The following is a 15,878-nucleotide window of genomic DNA, read 5'->3' as shown; positions in this document are numbered from 1 at the left end:
TCCGGAGCGAGTCGTCGGACCGCGGCCTCGGCCCGACGTCCCGTGCTCTGTTGTTGCCCACAGACTGCCTCGCGCCGTTGTCGGACGCGAGCCGTACGCTGGGCCCCATGCAGACCTCGTCGGACCGGCACGAGTACCCCGCCCACTGGGAAGCCGACGTGGTGCTGCGCGACGGGGGTACCGCGCGCATCAGGCCCATCACCGTCGACGACGCCGATCGCCTGGTCAGCTTCTACGAGCAGGTCTCCGACGAGTCGAAGTACTACCGCTTCTTCGCGCCGTATCCGCGCCTGTCCGCCAAGGATGTCCACCGCTTCACGCACCACGACTTTGTGGACCGGGTGGGACTCGCGGCCACCGTCGGCGGCGAGTTCATCGCCACCGTACGCTATGACCGCATTAGTGCCGACGGGCGTGCCGCCTCCGCCCCGGCCGACGAGGCCGAGGTCGCCTTCCTGGTGCAGGACGCCCACCAGGGGAGGGGCGTCGCCTCCGCCCTCCTCGAACACATCGCGGCCGTCGCCCGCGAGCGTGGCATCCGCCGCTTCGCCGCCGAGGTGCTGCCCGCGAACAACAAGATGATCAAGGTGTTCACGGACGCCGGCTACACCCAGAAGCGCAGCTTCGAGGACGGCGTCGTACGCCTGGAGTTCGATCTCGAACCCACCGATCGGTCCCTCGCCGTGCAGCGCGCGCGGGAGCAGCGGGCCGAAGCGCGCTCCGTACGGCGGCTGTTGATGCCCGGCTCGGTCGCCGTCGTCGGTGTCGGCCGTTCCCCCGGAGGGGTGGGCCGCAGCGTTCTCGACAACATCAGGGACGCCGGGTTCACCGGTGGCCTGTACGCCGTGAACAAGGCCTTCCCCGAGGAGCGGAAGGACCTCGACGGGATACCGGCGTACCGCTCGGTGCGCGACATCGAGGGCCCCGTGGACCTCGCTGTCGTCGCCGTCCCGGTCGAGCACGTCCCCGAAGTCGTCACCGAGTGCGGCGAACACGGAGTGCAGGGGCTCGTCGTGGTCACCGCCGGGTACGCCGAGAGCGGCCCCGAGGGACGCGAGCGCCAGCGCGAACTCGTGCGCCACGCGCGCACGTACGGCATGCGCATCATCGGGCCGAACGCCTTCGGGGTCATCAACACCGCCGCCGACGTACGGCTGAACGCGTCCCTCGCCCCCGAGATGCCGCGCCCCGGACGCATCGGCCTGTTCGCCCAGTCCGGCGCCATCGGCATCGCCCTGCTGTCCCGGCTGCACCGGCGCGGCGGCGGGGTCACCGGAGTCACCGGCGTCTCCACCTTCGTGTCGTCGGGCAACCGCGCGGACGTGTCCGGCAACGACGTCCTTCAGTACTGGTACGACGATCCCGACACCGACGTCGCCCTCATGTACCTGGAGTCCATCGGCAACCCCCGCAAGTTCACCCGCCTCGCCCGGCGCACCGCGGCGGCGAAACCGCTGGTTGTCGTCCAGGGCGCCGGATCCGCCCCCCAGGGACACGCCGTACGGGCGACCCGGCTGCCGCACGCGACGGTCTCCGCGCTGCTGCGACAGGCCGGGGTGATCCGCGTCGAGACGATCACCGAACTGGTCGACACGGGACTGCTGCTCGCACGGCAGCCGTTGCCCGGCGGGCCGCGCGTGGCGATCGTCGGGAACTCCGAGTCGCTCGGCCTGTTGACCTACGACGCGTGCCTCTCCGAGGGGTTGCGACCGCTCGCTCCGCTGGATCTGACGACGGCGGCGACGGCGGGGGACTTCCATCAGGCGTTGTCGGAGGCATTGGCCGACGAGGCGTGCGACGCGGTCGTGGTGACTGCGATACCTGCCGTGGGGGAGGGGCCGGCCGAGGACGCGGCGTTGGCGGAGGCACTGCGGTCCGCTGCTGCGGCGGCTCCCGGGAAGCCGGTGCTGGTGGTGCACGTGGAGCTCGGGGGGCTCGCGGAGGCGTTGTCGGCTGCGACCAGTACGGCGCCACAGGTTGCTTCGAAGGCGCCCGGCGCTGAGGGCGGTGCCCACCCGTTCCGCCCTGCGGAACGACTGCCCACCGCAGAGGCCGAACAATCGGTCACCGGGAGGCCGGCCCCCGAAGGCGGCGGCCTCATCCCCGCCTTCCCCGCCGCCGAGCGCGCTGTCCGGGCCCTCGCCGAAGCCGTGAAGTACGCGCAGTGGCGGCGCGAGGCCACGGACCCCGGCCGGGTGCCCGAGTTCGAGGACATCGACGAGAAGGGCGCCGCCGGACTGATCGGCGGGCTGCTCGCGCGCGGGCAGGGCCTCACGCTCGGCGTCGACGACACGTGCGACCTGCTCGGCAAGTACGGCGTCGACGTCCACCGCGCGCTGCCCGGGCCCACCCCCGACGCCGCCGCCGAGGCCGCCCGCACCCTCGGCTACCCGGTCGCCCTCAAGGCCACCGCCCCGCACCTGCGCCACCGCGCCGACCTGGGCGGCGTACGGCTGGATCTCGCGGACGAGGACCAACTGCGGCGGGCGTACGCCGAGTTGGGCGAGTTGTTCGGGAAGCCGGAGGAGCTGCGGCCGGTGGTGCAGCGGATGGCGCCGCGCGGGGTCGACACCGTCGTACGGGCCGTCATCGACCCGGCGGCGGGGGCCGTGCTGTCGTTCGGGCTCGCCGGAGCCGCCTCGCAGCTGCTCGGGGACACCGCGCACCGGCTGATTCCGGTCACGGACCGGGAGGCCGGGTCGTTGATCCGGTCGATCCGGACGGCGCCGCTCCTGTTCGGCTGGCGCGGCTCCACGCCGGTCGACACGCCTGCCCTGGAGGAGCTGATGCTCCGGGTCTCGCGGCTGGTCGACGACCATCCCGAGGTCGTCGCCGTGACCCTGGAGCCGGTGGTCGTGGCCGCGCACGGACTGAGCGTGCTCGGTGCCTCCGTCCGCCTGGCCCCGCCGCCCGCCCGCGACGACCTCGGCCCGAGGACGCTTCCCGTGTACTGACGGATGTGCCGGAGGAGGCTTCCCGCACCCCGGTCCCGTGTACTGGGACAGCTGTGACGAGACAGTGCTCGGCGGTGCCTCGCAGTCAGTGCGCCACCGTAGGATGGACGTCATGGCCAAGACCAGTACGACGACCCAGGGGCTGCGTGCGGCGATCGAGCGCAGCGGCTACTACCCGGCCCTCGTGGCCGAGGCGGTGGAGGCCGCCGTGGGCGGCGAGCCGATCCGGTCGTTCCTGGTCCACCAGGAGACCACGTTCGACCAGAACGAGGTGCGCCGGCACGTGACCGTGCTCGTCCTCACCGGCAACCGCTTCATCGTCAGCCACACCGACGAGCAGGCCGCCGACAGCACCTCCCCGACGCCGTACGCGACGACGTCCACGGAGTCCGTGAAGCTCGGCCGGATCTCGTCCGTGGTGCTCAGTCGTGTGGTCGCCAACCCGGAGTCGTACACACCGGGCACGCTCCCGCGCGAGGTCGTGCTGACCATCGGCTGGGGCGCCGTCGCCCGGATCGACCTGGAGCCGGCCGCCTGCGGCGACCCCAACTGCGAGGCGGACCACGGCTACACGGGCAACTCGACGGCGGACGACCTGAGCCTGCGCGTCAGCGAGGCCGGCGACGGCCCGGAGACGGTGCAGCAGACCCTCGCCTTCGCGCAGGCCCTCTCCGAGGCGACCGCGGACGTACCGCGGTAATGGCGCAGCCCGCAACCTGGGACCACCCCGAGCCCCTCGCCGTCGCATCCGCGCCCGTCCCCGAGTACGGCTCCGGCTCCCTCGCCGACCTGCTGCCCACGCTGGCCGCGGGCATGGGCGTACCCGGTACGACCGCGGCGATCCCGGAGCTGACCCCGGCCGACCGCAACTGCGTCTTCCTGATCGACGGCCTCGGCTGGGAGCAGATCAAGGACCACGCCGACGAGGCGCCCTATCTGCACGCGCTGCTCGGCAGCTCGCGCGGCGGCACCGGACGTCCGCTCACCGCCGGCTACCCGGCGACCACCGCGACCTCCCTCGCCTCCGTCGGCACCGGCCTGCCGCCGGGCGCCCACGGCCTGCCCGGCTACACCGTGCGCAACCCGGCCACCGGCGCGCTGATGAACCAGCTGCGCTGGCAGCCGTGGAGCGAGCCGAAGTCCTGGCAGCCGCACCCCACGATCTTCCAACTGGCCGACGCGGCGGGCGTGCACGCCGCCCAGGTGTCGTCCCCGACCTTCCAGAACACCCCGCTGACGAAGGTCGCGCTCAGTGGCGGAACGTTCCACGGGCGGCTGACCGGCGAGGAGCGCATGGACCTCGCGGCCGAGCAACTGGCCGCCGGGGACCGCTCCTTGGTGTACACGTACTACGCCGAACTCGACGGCGCCGGCCACCGCCACGGCATCGCCTCCGACACCTGGCGCGGTCAACTCATGTACGTCGACCGACTCGTGCAGCGCCTCGCCGAGCAACTGCCGCCGCGCAGCGCGCTGTACGTCACCGCCGACCACGGCATGATCGACGTGCCCTTCGACGAGGAGCACCGCATCGACTTCGACGCGGACTGGGAGCTGCGCGCCGGCGTCGCCCTCCTCGGCGGCGAGGGCCGCGCCCGCCACGTCTACGCGGTGCGGGGCGCTGAGAACGACGTACTGACGTGCTGGCGCGAGGTCCTCGGCGAGCAGTTCTGGGTGGCCTCGCGGGACGAGGCGATCGCGGCGGGCTGGTTCGGCCCGCACATCGACGAGCGCGTCTACGACCGTCTCGGCGACGTGATCGCGGCGGCCCGGGACGACGTCCTGATCATCGCGTCCGAGCGGGAGCCGAAGGAGTCGGCCATGGTCGGCAACCACGGTTCGATGACCCCTGCCGAGCAGTTGGTCCCCTTGCTCGAAGTACGCTCCTGAGGTCCCTCCGTCCTCCTCCTGTTCTCCTTCTCCGCCGAAAGGTGCTCAACTCCCCATGCCCGAGCTGGTGTTCTTCTCCGGAACGATGGACTGCGGGAAGTCGACCCTGGCGCTCCAGATCGAGCACAACCGCTCGGCGCGCGGCCTGGCGGGGATGATCTTCACCCGGGACGACCGCGCGGGCGAGGGAAAGCTTTCTTCCCGCCTCGGCCTCGTCACCGACGCGGTGGAGGTCGAGGACGAGCAGGACCTGTACGCGTACGTCGTCGACCACCTCTCCCAGGGCGGCCGCGCGGACTACGTCATCGCCGACGAGGCACAGTTCCTGGCACCGGTGCAGATCGACCAACTCGCGCGCGTGGTCGACGACCTGAGCCTCGACGTCTACGCCTTCGGTATCACGACCGACTTCCGCTCCAAGCTCTTCCCCGGCTCCCAGCGCCTGGTCGAACTCGCCGACCGCGTCGAGGTCCTCCAGGTGGAGGCCCTCTGCTGGTGCGGCGCCCGCGCCACCCACAACGCCCGCACGATAGGCGGCGAGATGGTCGTCGAGGGCGCGCAAGTCGTCGTAGGCGACGTCAACCAGGCGGAAGCGGTCGGCTACGAGGTCCTGTGCCGCCGCCACCACCGCCGCCGCATGACAGCGGCTACGGCTCGGGCGGCGGCGCTGTCACCGGATGTATTGCCGATGACGTCGGCCTAGCGCGGCCCCTCGATCACCGAGAACATCGCGCCCTCGGGGTCGGCCACCGTGGCCACGCGGCCGTGGGGGCTGTCGTGGGGTGGTGTGAGGGTGTGGCCGCCGAGGTCCGTGACGTGGCGCAGGGCCTCGTCCGTGTCGGCCACCTCGAAGTACGTCATCCAGTGCGGGCCCCGGTCGCGGGGCAGGGCGGTGCCGACGCCGTGGATGCCGGCGACCGGGTGGCCGTCCAGGTGCAGGGTGATGTAGTCGAAGCCGGCGGAGACCACCGGGACTTCCTCGTAGCCGAACACCGCCTCGTAGAACTTGGCGAGGCTCGCGGTCTCGGAGGTCAGCAGCTCGTTCCATGCGGGTGTGCCGGGGACGCCGGTGATGGTCGTGCCGAGGTGGTCGGCGGCCTGCCAGATGCCGAAGACCGCCCCCGACGGGTCGGAGCCGATCGCCAGCCGGCCGGCCTCCGCCGCGTCCAGGGGGCCCACCCCGACCGTGCCGCCGCACATCCGTACCGTCTCGGCCGTCTGGTCGACGTCGTCCGAGGCGAGATACGGCGTCCAGGCGATGGGCAGATGCCGGTCCGGTGGCAGCTGGCCGATGCCGGCCACCTCCTGCCCGTCCAGCAGGGCCCGCGCGTAGGGGCCGAGCTGCTGGGGACCGGGTTGGAATTCCCAACCGAACAGCTCTCCGTAGAACTCCTGAGTCGCGGCCATCCCGTGCACCATCAGACTCACCCAGCAGGGCGTGCCCTGCGTACGCCGAGTGTGCGTGTCGCCGTTCAGGTCGGCCGACCCCCGTGCCTCGGTCATCGTCACCTTCTCCTAGGCCCCTCGCGGTGGCCGTATCGCTTCCGCAGCGCGGATCCGCGTGCCGCGGCAGCCGCGTGCACGCCCCGTGCCGATGCTCGCACCCCCCGTGGCGCACCGCGCCCCGGCCGCGCCGTCGGCGGGCGGCTCACCTGGGGAGGATGACCGATCTGCGGTCACTCGTCCGTTTCCAGGCGATTGCCGTGGGGTGTCCATCGGTTGTACAGCATGTGCTCGTTCCCGTACGCCTCGTGATCGAGGCTGTCCGGCCGAGCAGAGTAGTCGGACCTGGACACGTCGGCCACCCCTTGCGCAAGGATGGTGGCCATGAACGCCATCATCTCCGCATCCGAACTGGCGAGCGATCTCGCCGGGACGAACCCGCCGGTCCTGCTGGACATCCGCTGGCAGCTCAGTGTCGCGAAGGCCGCAGGTGAGCCGCCGTTCGACGGCCGCGCCGAGTACGCGGCCGGGCACATCCCAAGCGCCGTCTACGTAGACCTCGATCAGGAACTCGCCTCGCCCCCCGGCGCTCATGGCCGCCACCCCCTGCCCGACACCGCGCGCTTCGGCACGGCGATGCGCCACGCGGGCGTGTCGGCCGGCCGCCCGGTCGTTGTGTACGACGGCGGCCAGGGCTGGGCGGCGGCACGCGCGTGGTGGCTGCTGCGCTGGACGGGTCACCCGGACGTGCGGGTCCTCGATGGCGGGCTTCCCTCCTGGGAGGGGTCTCTGGAGACGGCCGCACCGACACCGGCCGAGGGCGACTTCACCCCGGAACTGGGCGCCGTGGAACTCCTGGACGCCGACGGAGCCGCAGCCCTCGCCCGCACCGGCGTCCTGTTCGACGCCCGCGCGGGGGAGCGTTACCGGGGCGAGGTGGAGCCCATCGACCGGGTGGGCGGCCACATCCCGGGCGCCCTGTCCGCGCCGACCAACGAGAACGTGGGCCCGGACGGCCGTTTCCTCCCGGCGGAGCAACTGGCCGCCCGCTTCAAGTCCCTTGGCGCTACGGAGGGTTCGGGCGTCGGCGTGTACTGCGGCTCCGGCGTCTCGGGCGCTCACGAGGTACTGGCCCTGGCGGTCGCAGGGATTCCGGCCGCGCTCTACGTAGGCTCCTGGTCGGAGTGGTCCTCTGACCCGGAGCGCCCGGTCGCCGTGGGCCCGGACCCCCAGTAGTACCCGTACACCCGTAGTAGCCGTATCCCCGTACGACGCCTGCTGCTTCCTGCTACTCCTGCTTCTTCCTTCGCGTCCCGAAGACGATCTCGTCCCAGCTCGGAACGGCCGCCCTACGGCCCGGACGGACGCCGTCCGCCTCGGCCTGGCGGTCGGTGGAGCCGATGAGCCGGTCGCGATGGGCCCCTACGGAGCGGGGCATCAGGACGTCCGCGTACGCCGAACCGGCCGAGGCCGCAGGAGCCGGGGGCTCCTCCTCTTCCGGTTCCACCGCAGGCTCCTCCGGGGGATCCGAGGGGCGCTCGGGGACCACCATGTCGCCGCGGAAGCTCGGTACCGCCTCCAGGAGGCTGGTCAGCGAGTCGCGCTCGCTCTCCTCGACCGGCTCGGGCGACGGCAGCGCGGGACGCTCCGGGCGCTCCAGGGCACGGTCCAGCGGCCGGTCGCGGGGCAGCCGGGCGATCCGCGGCACGAACGGGAAGCTGGGCTCGGGTGTGGCGGAGAGGTCGTCGGACTCGCCGATCAGCGAGCGCGCCTCGTCGTCGACGGCCTGGACGAGCCGCCGGGGCGGGTCGTACGTCCAGCTCGCCGAGTGCGGTTCGCCCGCGACCCGGTAGACCAGCAGGACCTCCCAGGTGCCGTCGTCGCGGCGCCAGGAGTCCCACTGGACGGTGTCCTTCTCGGCACCGCGCAGCGTCAGTCGCTCCTGGACGGCCTCGCCGAGCTGGGGTCCCGCGTTCTCACCGGGCCGGCGGACGGGAGTCTTCCGGGCGCGCTCGGCCATGAATGCGCGCTCCGCGAGGACAGGCCCCTCGAAGCGGCGCACCCGGTCGACGGGGATACCGGCTAGTTGGGCGACTTCCTCCGCGGAGGCGCCGGCACGTATACGTGCCTGGATGTCTCGGGGGCGGAGATGACTCTCCACCTCGATCTCGATCTGGCCGAGGCGGGGACGGTCGCCGCGTACAGCGGCGCGCAGACGCTCGTCAATCGGAAGCGTGTACTCCGTGCTGTCCGCAGCCTTCAGCACCAGCCGTGTGCCGTCGTTAGAGACGGCCACGACACGCAGTTCGGGCATGGGGACCTCCCGGGTGGTGCCTGCCGACGTCACGTGCGTCGCTGCTTCCGCTAGTCGAGTGTGGCCTGCCCGGGTGCAGCCTGCCACAACCTTGCCGAGTTGCCCGGCGTGTCGGGCACGGGCCCTGACTCGCCGTTATGGCACGGTTACCTATTCGCAACGCTAAGTGACCAACTACGTCACCCTGTGCAACTGGCCCCCTCTGGGCGGTCCATTGAGGCCGCGGACGCCCTGGCAGGAGACCGCACCCAGGGCTCGCAACAGTACTCCATTTGGACCACGTGCGTGGATTGGCACGCCGCCCAACTTCTTGTGGGGGGCGGGACTTGGCGGCCCGGGGCTGGGCTCGGGCGATCTTGAAAGTGGCGTACTTCATGCAATAGCCGGAAACGGAACTATTGGTTTCGGCCGTACGTCCCTTTGTCGTACAGATGGTTGATCAGGTACGAGAAAGTGCGAGAAAGCGAGGTCAGGTCCCGGAATGCGCGCAAGGCCCGATGTCAGCAAGAAGCGGATCGATCTGAGCGCCCCTCAAGTCGCGGGCAGCGCGGTGGCGGCGGTGGTGGCCGCCAAACTCGCCTCCTCCTTCGGGGTCTACGGCACGATCCTCGGCGCCGGCGTCGTGAGCGCGATAGCCACCTGCGGAGGCTCCGTCTTCCAGCACTTCTTCACCCGGACCGGCGCACAGCTCCGGGAGGCGGCCGTCACCTCCAAGGAGGCGGAACAAACCCCTGCTCGTCCGGGGGAGTTCACGGAGGGCACCGTCTACCGCGCGCGGGTGGGCAGTTGGAAGCGCCCCGTGCTCGCCGCGGCCCTCGTCTTCGGGGTCACCATGACCGGGATCACCGTCTACGAAGTGGTGTCCGGCGACAGCTTCAGCGGCGGCAAGGGGACCACGGTCAGCGCCGCCGTCACCGGTCACGACACGTCGTCGTCCCCGAAGTCCGGTGACGACGAGCCGAGTCCGGCAGATTCCCCGTCCAGTTCCTCGAACGGTTCGTCGGCCGCCCCGGAGACGTCGTCCAGTCCGACCGACGGCGGTACACCGTCCAACAGCGGCGGTACGACGTCGAGTCCGACGCCGACGCCCAGCGCTTCGGACGGCGGCGGTGCGCCGCCCCCCACGCCGAGCGCGTCGGCTACTGACCCAGCACCCTCCGCAAGTAGTCGTTCTGGAACCGACGGTCAGGATCCAGCCGATCCCGCAGCGCCGTGAACTCGCCGAAGCGCGGGTAGACCCCGGCGAAGTACTCCGCGTCCCGGGTGTGCACCTTGCCCCAGTGCGGCCGGCCCTCGTGCGCGGTGAGGATGCGCTCGGCGGCGGTGAAGTACGCCTGGTAGGGCGTGCCCTTGAACATGTGTACGGCGATGTAGGCACTGTCCCGGCCGGAGGCGGTGGACAGGGCGATGTCGTCCGCGGGGGCGGTGCGCACCTCCACAGGGAAGCTGATCCTGAGGTCCGAGCGGTCGACCATGGTCTTCAGCTCGCGCAAGGTCTCGACGAGGGCCTCGCGCGGGACGGCGTACTCCATCTCCACGAAGCGCACCCGGCGCGGGGAGGTGAAGACCTTGTAGGGGATGTCCGTGTACGTCCGCGCCGACAGGGCTCTGCTGGAGATCTGGGCGATCGACGGGACGGTGCCGGGTGCCGCGCGGCCGACCCACTGGGCCACTTGGAAGACGCCGTTGGACAGGAACTCGTCCTCGAACCAGCCGGAGACCGGGCTCACCGGCTTCTCGGGTCCCGCGCTGCGGTTGTTGCGCTTGGTGTTGGTATTGCCGGTGTGCGGGAACCAGTAGAACTCGAAGTGCTCGTTCTCGGCCCAGAGTTCGTCGAAGCGTCCGGTGACCTCGTCGAAGGTCATCGGCTCCTCGCGGGCCGTGAGCAGGAAGACGGGCTCCACGGCGAAGGTGATCGCGGTGACGATGCCCAGGGCGCCGAGGCCGATGCGGGCGGCCGCGAAGACGTCGGGGTTCTCCTTCTCGGAGCAGGTGAGTACCGAGCCGTCCGCCGTGACCAGCTCAAGTCCCTTGATCTGGGCGGCTATCGAGGCCGACTCGCGGCCGGTGCCGTGCGTGCCGGTGCTGGTCGCGCCCGACACCGTCTGCTCCATGATGTCGCCCATGTTCGTGAGCGACAGACCCTCGCGCGCGAGAGCCATGTTGAGTCTCTTGAGCGGGGTGCCCGCCTCGACCGTGACCGTCAAGGCATCACGGTCAATGTTGCGGATGCCGGTCAACAGTTGAGGGCGGATCAACACGCCGTCCGTGGCGGCGATCGACGTGAAGGAGTGCCCGCTGCCGACGGCCTTCACCGTCAGACCGTCCTCACCGGCCCTCCGTACGGCCGCGGCCAGTTCCTCGACGGAGGCAGGCGTGACCTCCCGCGCGGGCCGCGAGGCGACCGTTCCGCCCCAGTTACGCCACGTGCCGTTCTTCGCGCTCGCTGTGGTGCTCAACGGTGCCTCCCCGACCCGGTGCCGGTCTGCTGAGCCGGCGGTACCCGAGGAAACCCACCGCGACCGCGACGGCACCGGCGACGACCGGAACCCCGTACCCGGCCCGCGCGTCGGCTGCGTCGATCACCCAGCCGGCGACGGAGGAGCCGAGCGCGACCCCGACCGCCAGGCCGGTGCTCACCCAGGTCATGCCCTCGGTGAGCTTCGCGCGAGGTACGTGCTCTTCTATGAGGGACATCGTCGTGATCATCGTGGGTGCGATGGACAGGCCCGCAAGGAACAGCGCCACGGCCAGAAGCGGCAAGTTTCCGACCAGTAGGAGGGGGATCATACTCACGGCCATCGCGCATATGCCCAGCAGCCATCGACGTTCGGGGGCTCCCCGGAAGCGCAGCAGCCCGAACACGACTCCCGCCGCGCAGGAGCCCGCCGCGTACAGGGCGAGCACCACGCTGGCGCCGCCCTTGTGGCCCTGCTCGTCGGCGAACGCGACGGTGACCACGTCGACCGCCCCGAAGATCGCCCCGGTCGCCACGAAGGTGGCCACGAGCACCTGGAGACCGGCGGTCCGCAACGCCGAACCACCGCCCTCGTCCCCACGCGCGCGTGGATGCGGCGCGGGCTCGGTGGCGCGCTGGGCGGTCAGCCAGCAGACACCGGCCGCCAGGAAGCAGGCGGCGAGCAGGGGGCCGGCCTCAGGGAACCACGCCGTGGACAGCCCGATGGAGATGATCGGCCCGAAGATGAAGCACACCTCGTCCACCACGGACTCCAGGGAGTACGCGGTGTGGAGTTGCGGGGTGCCCCGGTAGACGGCCGCCCAGCGCGCGCGGACCATCGCGCCCAGGCTCGGCACCGATCCGATCCCGGCCGCGGACACGAACAGCACCCAGTCCGGCCACGCGAAGCGGGCGGCCAGCAGCAGCACGGTCGCCGCGGTCAGCGCGACGAGCGTCGCCGGACGCAGCACCCGCCGCTGCCCGTACTGGTCGACCCAGCGCGAGATCCGCGGCCCGATCGCCGCTGCGGCCAGCGCGATGGTGGCCGACAGGGCGCCCGCGAGCCCGTAGCGGCCGTTGATCTGGGAGATCATCGTGACCACGCCGATGCCCATCATCGACAGGGGCATACGGCCGAGGAACCCCGCGGCGGAGAAGCCCTTGGAGCCGGGTGCGGCGAACAGGGCGCGATAGGGGCTGGGCACGGGTGTCTCCGGTCGGGAAGGAGCAGGGGCGGCTCGGGGGGAGCGATCACGGCTCGGTGAGGGGCAGTGGCGGCTCGGTAAGGTGTGAATGCGGCTGATACAGCTTACGAGCAGGTCGAGCCCGATGCACCCGCCCGTGGCGGTCCTGGATCTCCGACCGAGTCTCCGCCCCGCTCACCCCCGTCCGGCACCCCGCCGTTTCCCGGCTGTCAGTGGCGGGTGGCAGGATCGGACGCATGCCAGACGTGCTCGATGCCACCCCCTACGACGCCCTCCTCCTGCTCTCGTTCGGCGGCCCCGAAGGCCCGGACGACGTGGTTCCGTTCCTGGAGAACGTGACGCGTGGGCGAGGCATCCCCAAGGAACGCCTCAAGGAAGTGGGCCAGCACTACTTCCTGTTCGGCGGGGTCAGCCCGATCAACGACCAGAACCGCGCCCTCCTGGACGCCCTCCGCAAGGACTTCGCGGACCACGGCCTGGACCTGCCGGTCTACTGGGGCAACCGCAACTGGGCCCCGTACCTCACGGACACCCTGCGCGAGATGGTCGCCGACGGCCGCCGCCGCATCCTGGTCCTCGCCACCAGCGCCTACGCCTCGTACTCGGGCTGCCGCCAGTACCGCGAGAACCTCGCGGACTCCCTGGCCGTCCTTCAGGCCGAGGGCCTCGACCTCCCCAAGGTCGACAAGCTGCGCCACTACTTCAACCACCCCGGCTTCCTGGAGCCGATGATCGACGGCGTCATCGAGTCCCTCACCGACCTCCCCGAGGACGTCCGGGACGGCGCGCACCTCGCCTTCTCGACCCACTCCATCCCGACCGCCGCGGCCGACAGCTCCGGCCCGGTCGAGGACCACGGGGACGGCGGGGCGTACGTCGAGGAACACCTGGACGTGGCCCGGCTGATCGCCGACGCCGTCCGCGAGCGCACCGGCGTCGACCACCCCTGGCAGCTCGTCTACCAGTCCCGCTCCGGCGCCCCGCACATCCCGTGGCTTGAGCCCGACATCTGCGATCACCTGGAGGAGCGCCACGCGGCCGGCGTCCCCGCGGTCGTCATGGCACCCATCGGCTTCGTCTCCGACCACATGGAGGTCCTCTACGACCTCGACACGGAGGCCACGGCCAAGGCCGCCGAACTGGGCCTGCCCGTACGGCGGTCGGCCACCGTGGGCGCCGCCCCGCGCTTCGCCGCCGCGATCCGCGAGCTGGTCCTGGAGCGCGCCGCCGTAGAGAGCGGGCGGCAGGTCACGCCCTGTGCCCTGGGCGCTCTCGGCGCGAGCCACAACCTCTGCCCGGTCGGCTGCTGCCCGGCCCGCGCCCCCCGCCCCGCCGCCGCGGGCGCCGACAGCCCCTACGCCTGAGGAGTGCCGTGACCGACCCCTTGCACCAGGAACTGCTCGCACTCGCCCAGGAAGCCGCCCACAAGGCCGGCGCCCTGCTGCGGGACGGCCGCCCGGCCGACCTCGCGGTCGCCGCCACGAAGTCCAGCCCGATCGACGTCGTCACCGAGATGGACATCGCGGCCGAGAAGCTGATCACCGACCTGATCTCCGAAGAGCGCCCCGACGACGGCTTCCTGGGTGAGGAGGGCGCCTCCGTCGAGGGCACCAGCGGCGTCCGCTGGGTCATCGACCCCCTCGACGGCACGGTCAACTACCTGTACGGACTGCCCACTTGGTCCGTCTCCATCGCGGCCGAGCTGCACGGCGAGACCGTCGCCGGGGTCGTCGCGGTCCCGATGAGGGGCGAGACGTTCCACGCGGTGCTCGGCGGCGGGGCGTGGGCCACGGGCGCGTGGGAGGGCGAACGCAGGCTCGCCTGCCGCCCCGCGGCACCCCTGGAGCAGGCGTTGGTCTCGACCGGCTTCAACTACGTCACCGAGGTCCGCGCCCACCAGGCCGACGTGGCCCAGAAGTTGATCCCGCTGCTGCGTGACATCCGGCGGGGCGGTTCGGCGGCGGTCGATCTGTGCGACGTGGCCGCGGGACGCCTGGACGGTTACTACGAGCGGGGGTTGAACCCGTGGGACCTCGCCGCGGGGGACCTGATCGCCCGTGAGGCGGGCGCCCTGACCGGTGGACGCCCCGGAGAACGCCCCGCGCGTGATCTGGCGGTCGCGGGCACCCCGGGCGTCTTCGAGCCCCTCCAGCGGCTGTTGGAGGACTTCGGGGCCTGGCACGACTGACGCTCACAGAACCAACGGCGAAAGCAGAAGCCGACGCCGAGGGCCCGCCAAGTCCGGCTGAGGGTGAACAAGCAAAAGCAGCAGGACCCCGGCGCTGGATTCGCCGGGGTCCTGCCTTTCTGCTGGCCGCACTGATCAGACGCTCGTCGCGCCGACCTCCACACCGTGGTCGGCGGCGAGGCGGCGCAGGTCGTCGAGCTCGGCCTGTTCCACCTCGACGAGGAAGTCGTCGCCCTCGTCACGAGCCCGCGTCAGGTCGGTCTCGGTCGCCCTTATGCGCTGCAGAAGTCCTGCGGTGAATGCGTCCATGCTGCGCCCCCTCGTCCTGGGTCGTGGGTCGTTTGGCACGGGGGTGTGCCGTCCGGAAGGGGCGATCACGTCTGCGGTATGGGGTGCCCAGCGCTGCCCTGGCTGGGCGGCGACGGTGCCGGACACCCACGCCCGCTCTGCGGAAGCGGTTGGACGTACCACAAGGTGGCTTGCCACGTGCAGAGCGTGATCGCGGGGTGTAAATCCGTCCTCCCCCCGCTCCCTTCCGTGGAAACCTCAACCCACCGAGAAAATCCCGCATTCCCGGGCCTCACACCCGACCTTCATCTCGTGCCCGGCCGCCTTACAGCCGACTTATGGCCGAAAAGGGCAGGATGGAGGTCACACAGCCACGAAGACCCTGCCCGCGTGCGCCGAGGCGCGCTACGCGGGTGGACAGAGGAAGGACAAGCGACGTGCGCGTACTCGTCGTCGAGGACGAGCAGCTGCTCGCCGATGCGGTGGCCACCGGACTGCGCCGGGAGGCCATGGCCGTCGACGTCGTGTACGACGGTGCGGCCGCCCTGGAGCGCATCGGCGTCAACGACTACGACGTGGTCGTCCTCGACCGCGACCTCCCGCTCGTGCACGGCGACGACGTCTGCCGCAAGATCGTGGAGCTCGGCATGCCCACCCGCGTGCTGATGCTCACCGCGTCCGGCGACGTCAGCGACCGTGTCGAGGGCCTGGAGATCGGCGCCGACGACTATCTGCCCAAGCCCTTCGCGTTCAGCGAGCTGACGGCACGCGTGCGTGCCCTCGGCCGGCGCACCAGCGTGCCGTTGCCGCCCGTCCTGGAGCGCGCCGGCATCAAGCTCGACCCGAACCGCCGCGAGGTGTTCCGCGACGGCAAGGAAGTCCAGCTCGCGCCCAAGGAGTTCGCCGTCCTGGAGGTGCTGCTGCGCAGCGAGGGTGCCGTCGTCTCCGCGGAGCAGCTCCTGGAGAAGGCCTGGGACGAGAACACGGACCCGTTCACCAACGTCGTGCGCGTCACCGTGATGACCCTGCGCCGCAAGCTCGGTGAGCCCCCGGTCATCGTCACCGTCCCCGGCTCCGGATACCGGATCTGATCCACTGTGGCCACGACCCCCGCGCCTCCCCAGGCGCCCCCGAAGCC

Annotated in this window: 15 protein-coding genes; 9 read left to right on the top strand and 6 right to left on the bottom strand. The window is 71.3% G+C overall.

The genetic code is table 11. The annotated features are described in order from the left end of the window. Positions 1 to 107: 107 nt before the first annotated feature. The 4 genes from AC31A1_RS12995 to AC31A1_RS12980 all read left to right on the top strand — a co-directional run bounded on the left by AC31A1_RS12995 (position 108) and on the right by AC31A1_RS12980 (position 5,547). Complete coding sequence (locus AC31A1_RS12995) at positions 108 to 2,954, top strand: bifunctional acetate--CoA ligase family protein/GNAT family N-acetyltransferase (protein ID WP_489653437.1); 2,847 nt, start codon at positions 108 to 110, stop codon at positions 2,952 to 2,954. Between the two features lie 103 nt (positions 2,955 to 3,057). Beyond that, entirely contained in the window at positions 3,058 to 3,654 is a 597-nt protein-coding gene (locus AC31A1_RS12990) for a DUF5998 family protein (RefSeq protein ID WP_366436387.1), read from the top strand. Beyond that, positions 3,654 to 4,844, top strand: coding sequence for an alkaline phosphatase family protein (locus tag AC31A1_RS12985; protein ID WP_489653436.1), 1,191 nt, complete (start codon positions 3,654 to 3,656; stop codon positions 4,842 to 4,844). Before AC31A1_RS12990 ends, AC31A1_RS12985 begins: the two co-directional genes overlap by 1 nt. Positions 4,845 to 4,899: 55 nt before the next feature. Continuing rightward, complete coding sequence (locus AC31A1_RS12980; protein ID WP_033283967.1) at positions 4,900 to 5,547, top strand: thymidine kinase; 648 nt, start codon at positions 4,900 to 4,902, stop codon at positions 5,545 to 5,547. Here AC31A1_RS12980 and AC31A1_RS12975 read toward each other — a convergent pair. Continuing rightward, a complete protein-coding gene (locus AC31A1_RS12975) occupies positions 5,544 to 6,347 on the bottom strand; it encodes a VOC family protein (RefSeq protein ID WP_489653435.1) in 804 nt (267 codons plus the stop codon). The genes AC31A1_RS12980 and AC31A1_RS12975 overlap by 4 nt on opposite strands. Positions 6,348 to 6,520: 173 nt before the next feature. Continuing rightward, positions 6,521 to 6,673, bottom strand: a complete 153-nt coding sequence (locus AC31A1_RS12970) for a hypothetical protein (RefSeq protein ID WP_489653434.1) — start codon at positions 6,671 to 6,673, stop codon at positions 6,521 to 6,523. On the opposite strand from AC31A1_RS12970, the gene AC31A1_RS12965 reads away from it, so the two are divergent. After that, positions 6,672 to 7,523, top strand: a complete 852-nt coding sequence (locus tag AC31A1_RS12965) for a sulfurtransferase (protein ID WP_489653433.1) — start codon at positions 6,672 to 6,674, stop codon at positions 7,521 to 7,523. The genes AC31A1_RS12970 and AC31A1_RS12965 overlap by 2 nt on opposite strands. Positions 7,524 to 7,575: 52 nt before the next feature. Here the strand turns inward: AC31A1_RS12965 and sepH are convergent, their stop codons facing one another. Continuing rightward, positions 7,576 to 8,601: a septation protein SepH gene (gene sepH / locus AC31A1_RS12960; RefSeq protein ID WP_489653432.1), complete on the bottom strand. Its 1,026-nt coding sequence runs from the start codon at positions 8,599 to 8,601 to the stop codon at positions 7,576 to 7,578. 481 nt (positions 8,602 to 9,082) lie between these two features. Here sepH and AC31A1_RS12955 point away from each other — a divergent pair, with 481 nt between their 5' ends. Next, a complete protein-coding gene (locus AC31A1_RS12955; RefSeq protein WP_489653431.1) occupies positions 9,083 to 9,817 on the top strand; it encodes a hypothetical protein in 735 nt (244 codons plus the stop codon). Here AC31A1_RS12955 and AC31A1_RS12950 read toward each other — a convergent pair. Both AC31A1_RS12950 and AC31A1_RS12945 read right to left on the bottom strand, forming a co-directional pair. Continuing rightward, the gene (locus AC31A1_RS12950) at positions 9,741 to 11,060 is read right to left on the bottom strand and encodes a D-arabinono-1,4-lactone oxidase (protein WP_489653430.1); all 1,320 of its coding nucleotides are present in this window, start codon (positions 11,058 to 11,060) and stop codon (positions 9,741 to 9,743) included. The genes AC31A1_RS12955 and AC31A1_RS12950 overlap by 77 nt on opposite strands. After that, the gene (locus AC31A1_RS12945) at positions 11,020 to 12,264 is read right to left on the bottom strand and encodes an MFS transporter (RefSeq protein ID WP_489653429.1); all 1,245 of its coding nucleotides are present in this window, start codon (positions 12,262 to 12,264) and stop codon (positions 11,020 to 11,022) included. The genes AC31A1_RS12950 and AC31A1_RS12945 overlap by 41 nt, the downstream gene beginning before the upstream one ends. Positions 12,265 to 12,500: 236 nt before the next feature. Between AC31A1_RS12945 and AC31A1_RS12940 the strand changes: the two genes are divergently transcribed. Both AC31A1_RS12940 and AC31A1_RS12935 read left to right on the top strand, forming a co-directional pair. Further along, positions 12,501 to 13,628, top strand: coding sequence for a ferrochelatase (locus tag AC31A1_RS12940; RefSeq protein WP_489653428.1), 1,128 nt, complete (start codon positions 12,501 to 12,503; stop codon positions 13,626 to 13,628). A gap of 8 nt (positions 13,629 to 13,636) precedes the next feature. Then, positions 13,637 to 14,452 carry an inositol monophosphatase family protein gene (locus AC31A1_RS12935; protein ID WP_489653427.1) on the top strand — a complete coding sequence of 272 codons (816 nt, stop codon included), beginning with the start codon at positions 13,637 to 13,639 and terminating at the stop codon, positions 14,450 to 14,452. 135 nt (positions 14,453 to 14,587) lie between these two features. Here the strand turns inward: AC31A1_RS12935 and AC31A1_RS12930 are convergent, their stop codons facing one another. Then, on the bottom strand, positions 14,588 to 14,761 hold the full coding sequence (locus AC31A1_RS12930; protein ID WP_019061061.1) for a hypothetical protein: 174 nt from the start codon (positions 14,759 to 14,761) through the stop codon (positions 14,588 to 14,590). Between the two features lie 416 nt (positions 14,762 to 15,177). Here AC31A1_RS12930 and AC31A1_RS12925 point away from each other — a divergent pair, with 416 nt between their 5' ends. Further along, a complete protein-coding gene (locus tag AC31A1_RS12925) occupies positions 15,178 to 15,831 on the top strand; it encodes a response regulator transcription factor (RefSeq protein ID WP_010983842.1) in 654 nt (217 codons plus the stop codon). The last annotated feature ends 47 nt before the right edge of the window (positions 15,832 to 15,878 follow it).

This window comes from Streptomyces sp. P5F9, from assembly GCF_057961495.1.
The sequence above is the reverse complement of the archived record's forward strand: the minus strand, read 5'-3'. Positions and strand labels throughout refer to the sequence as shown.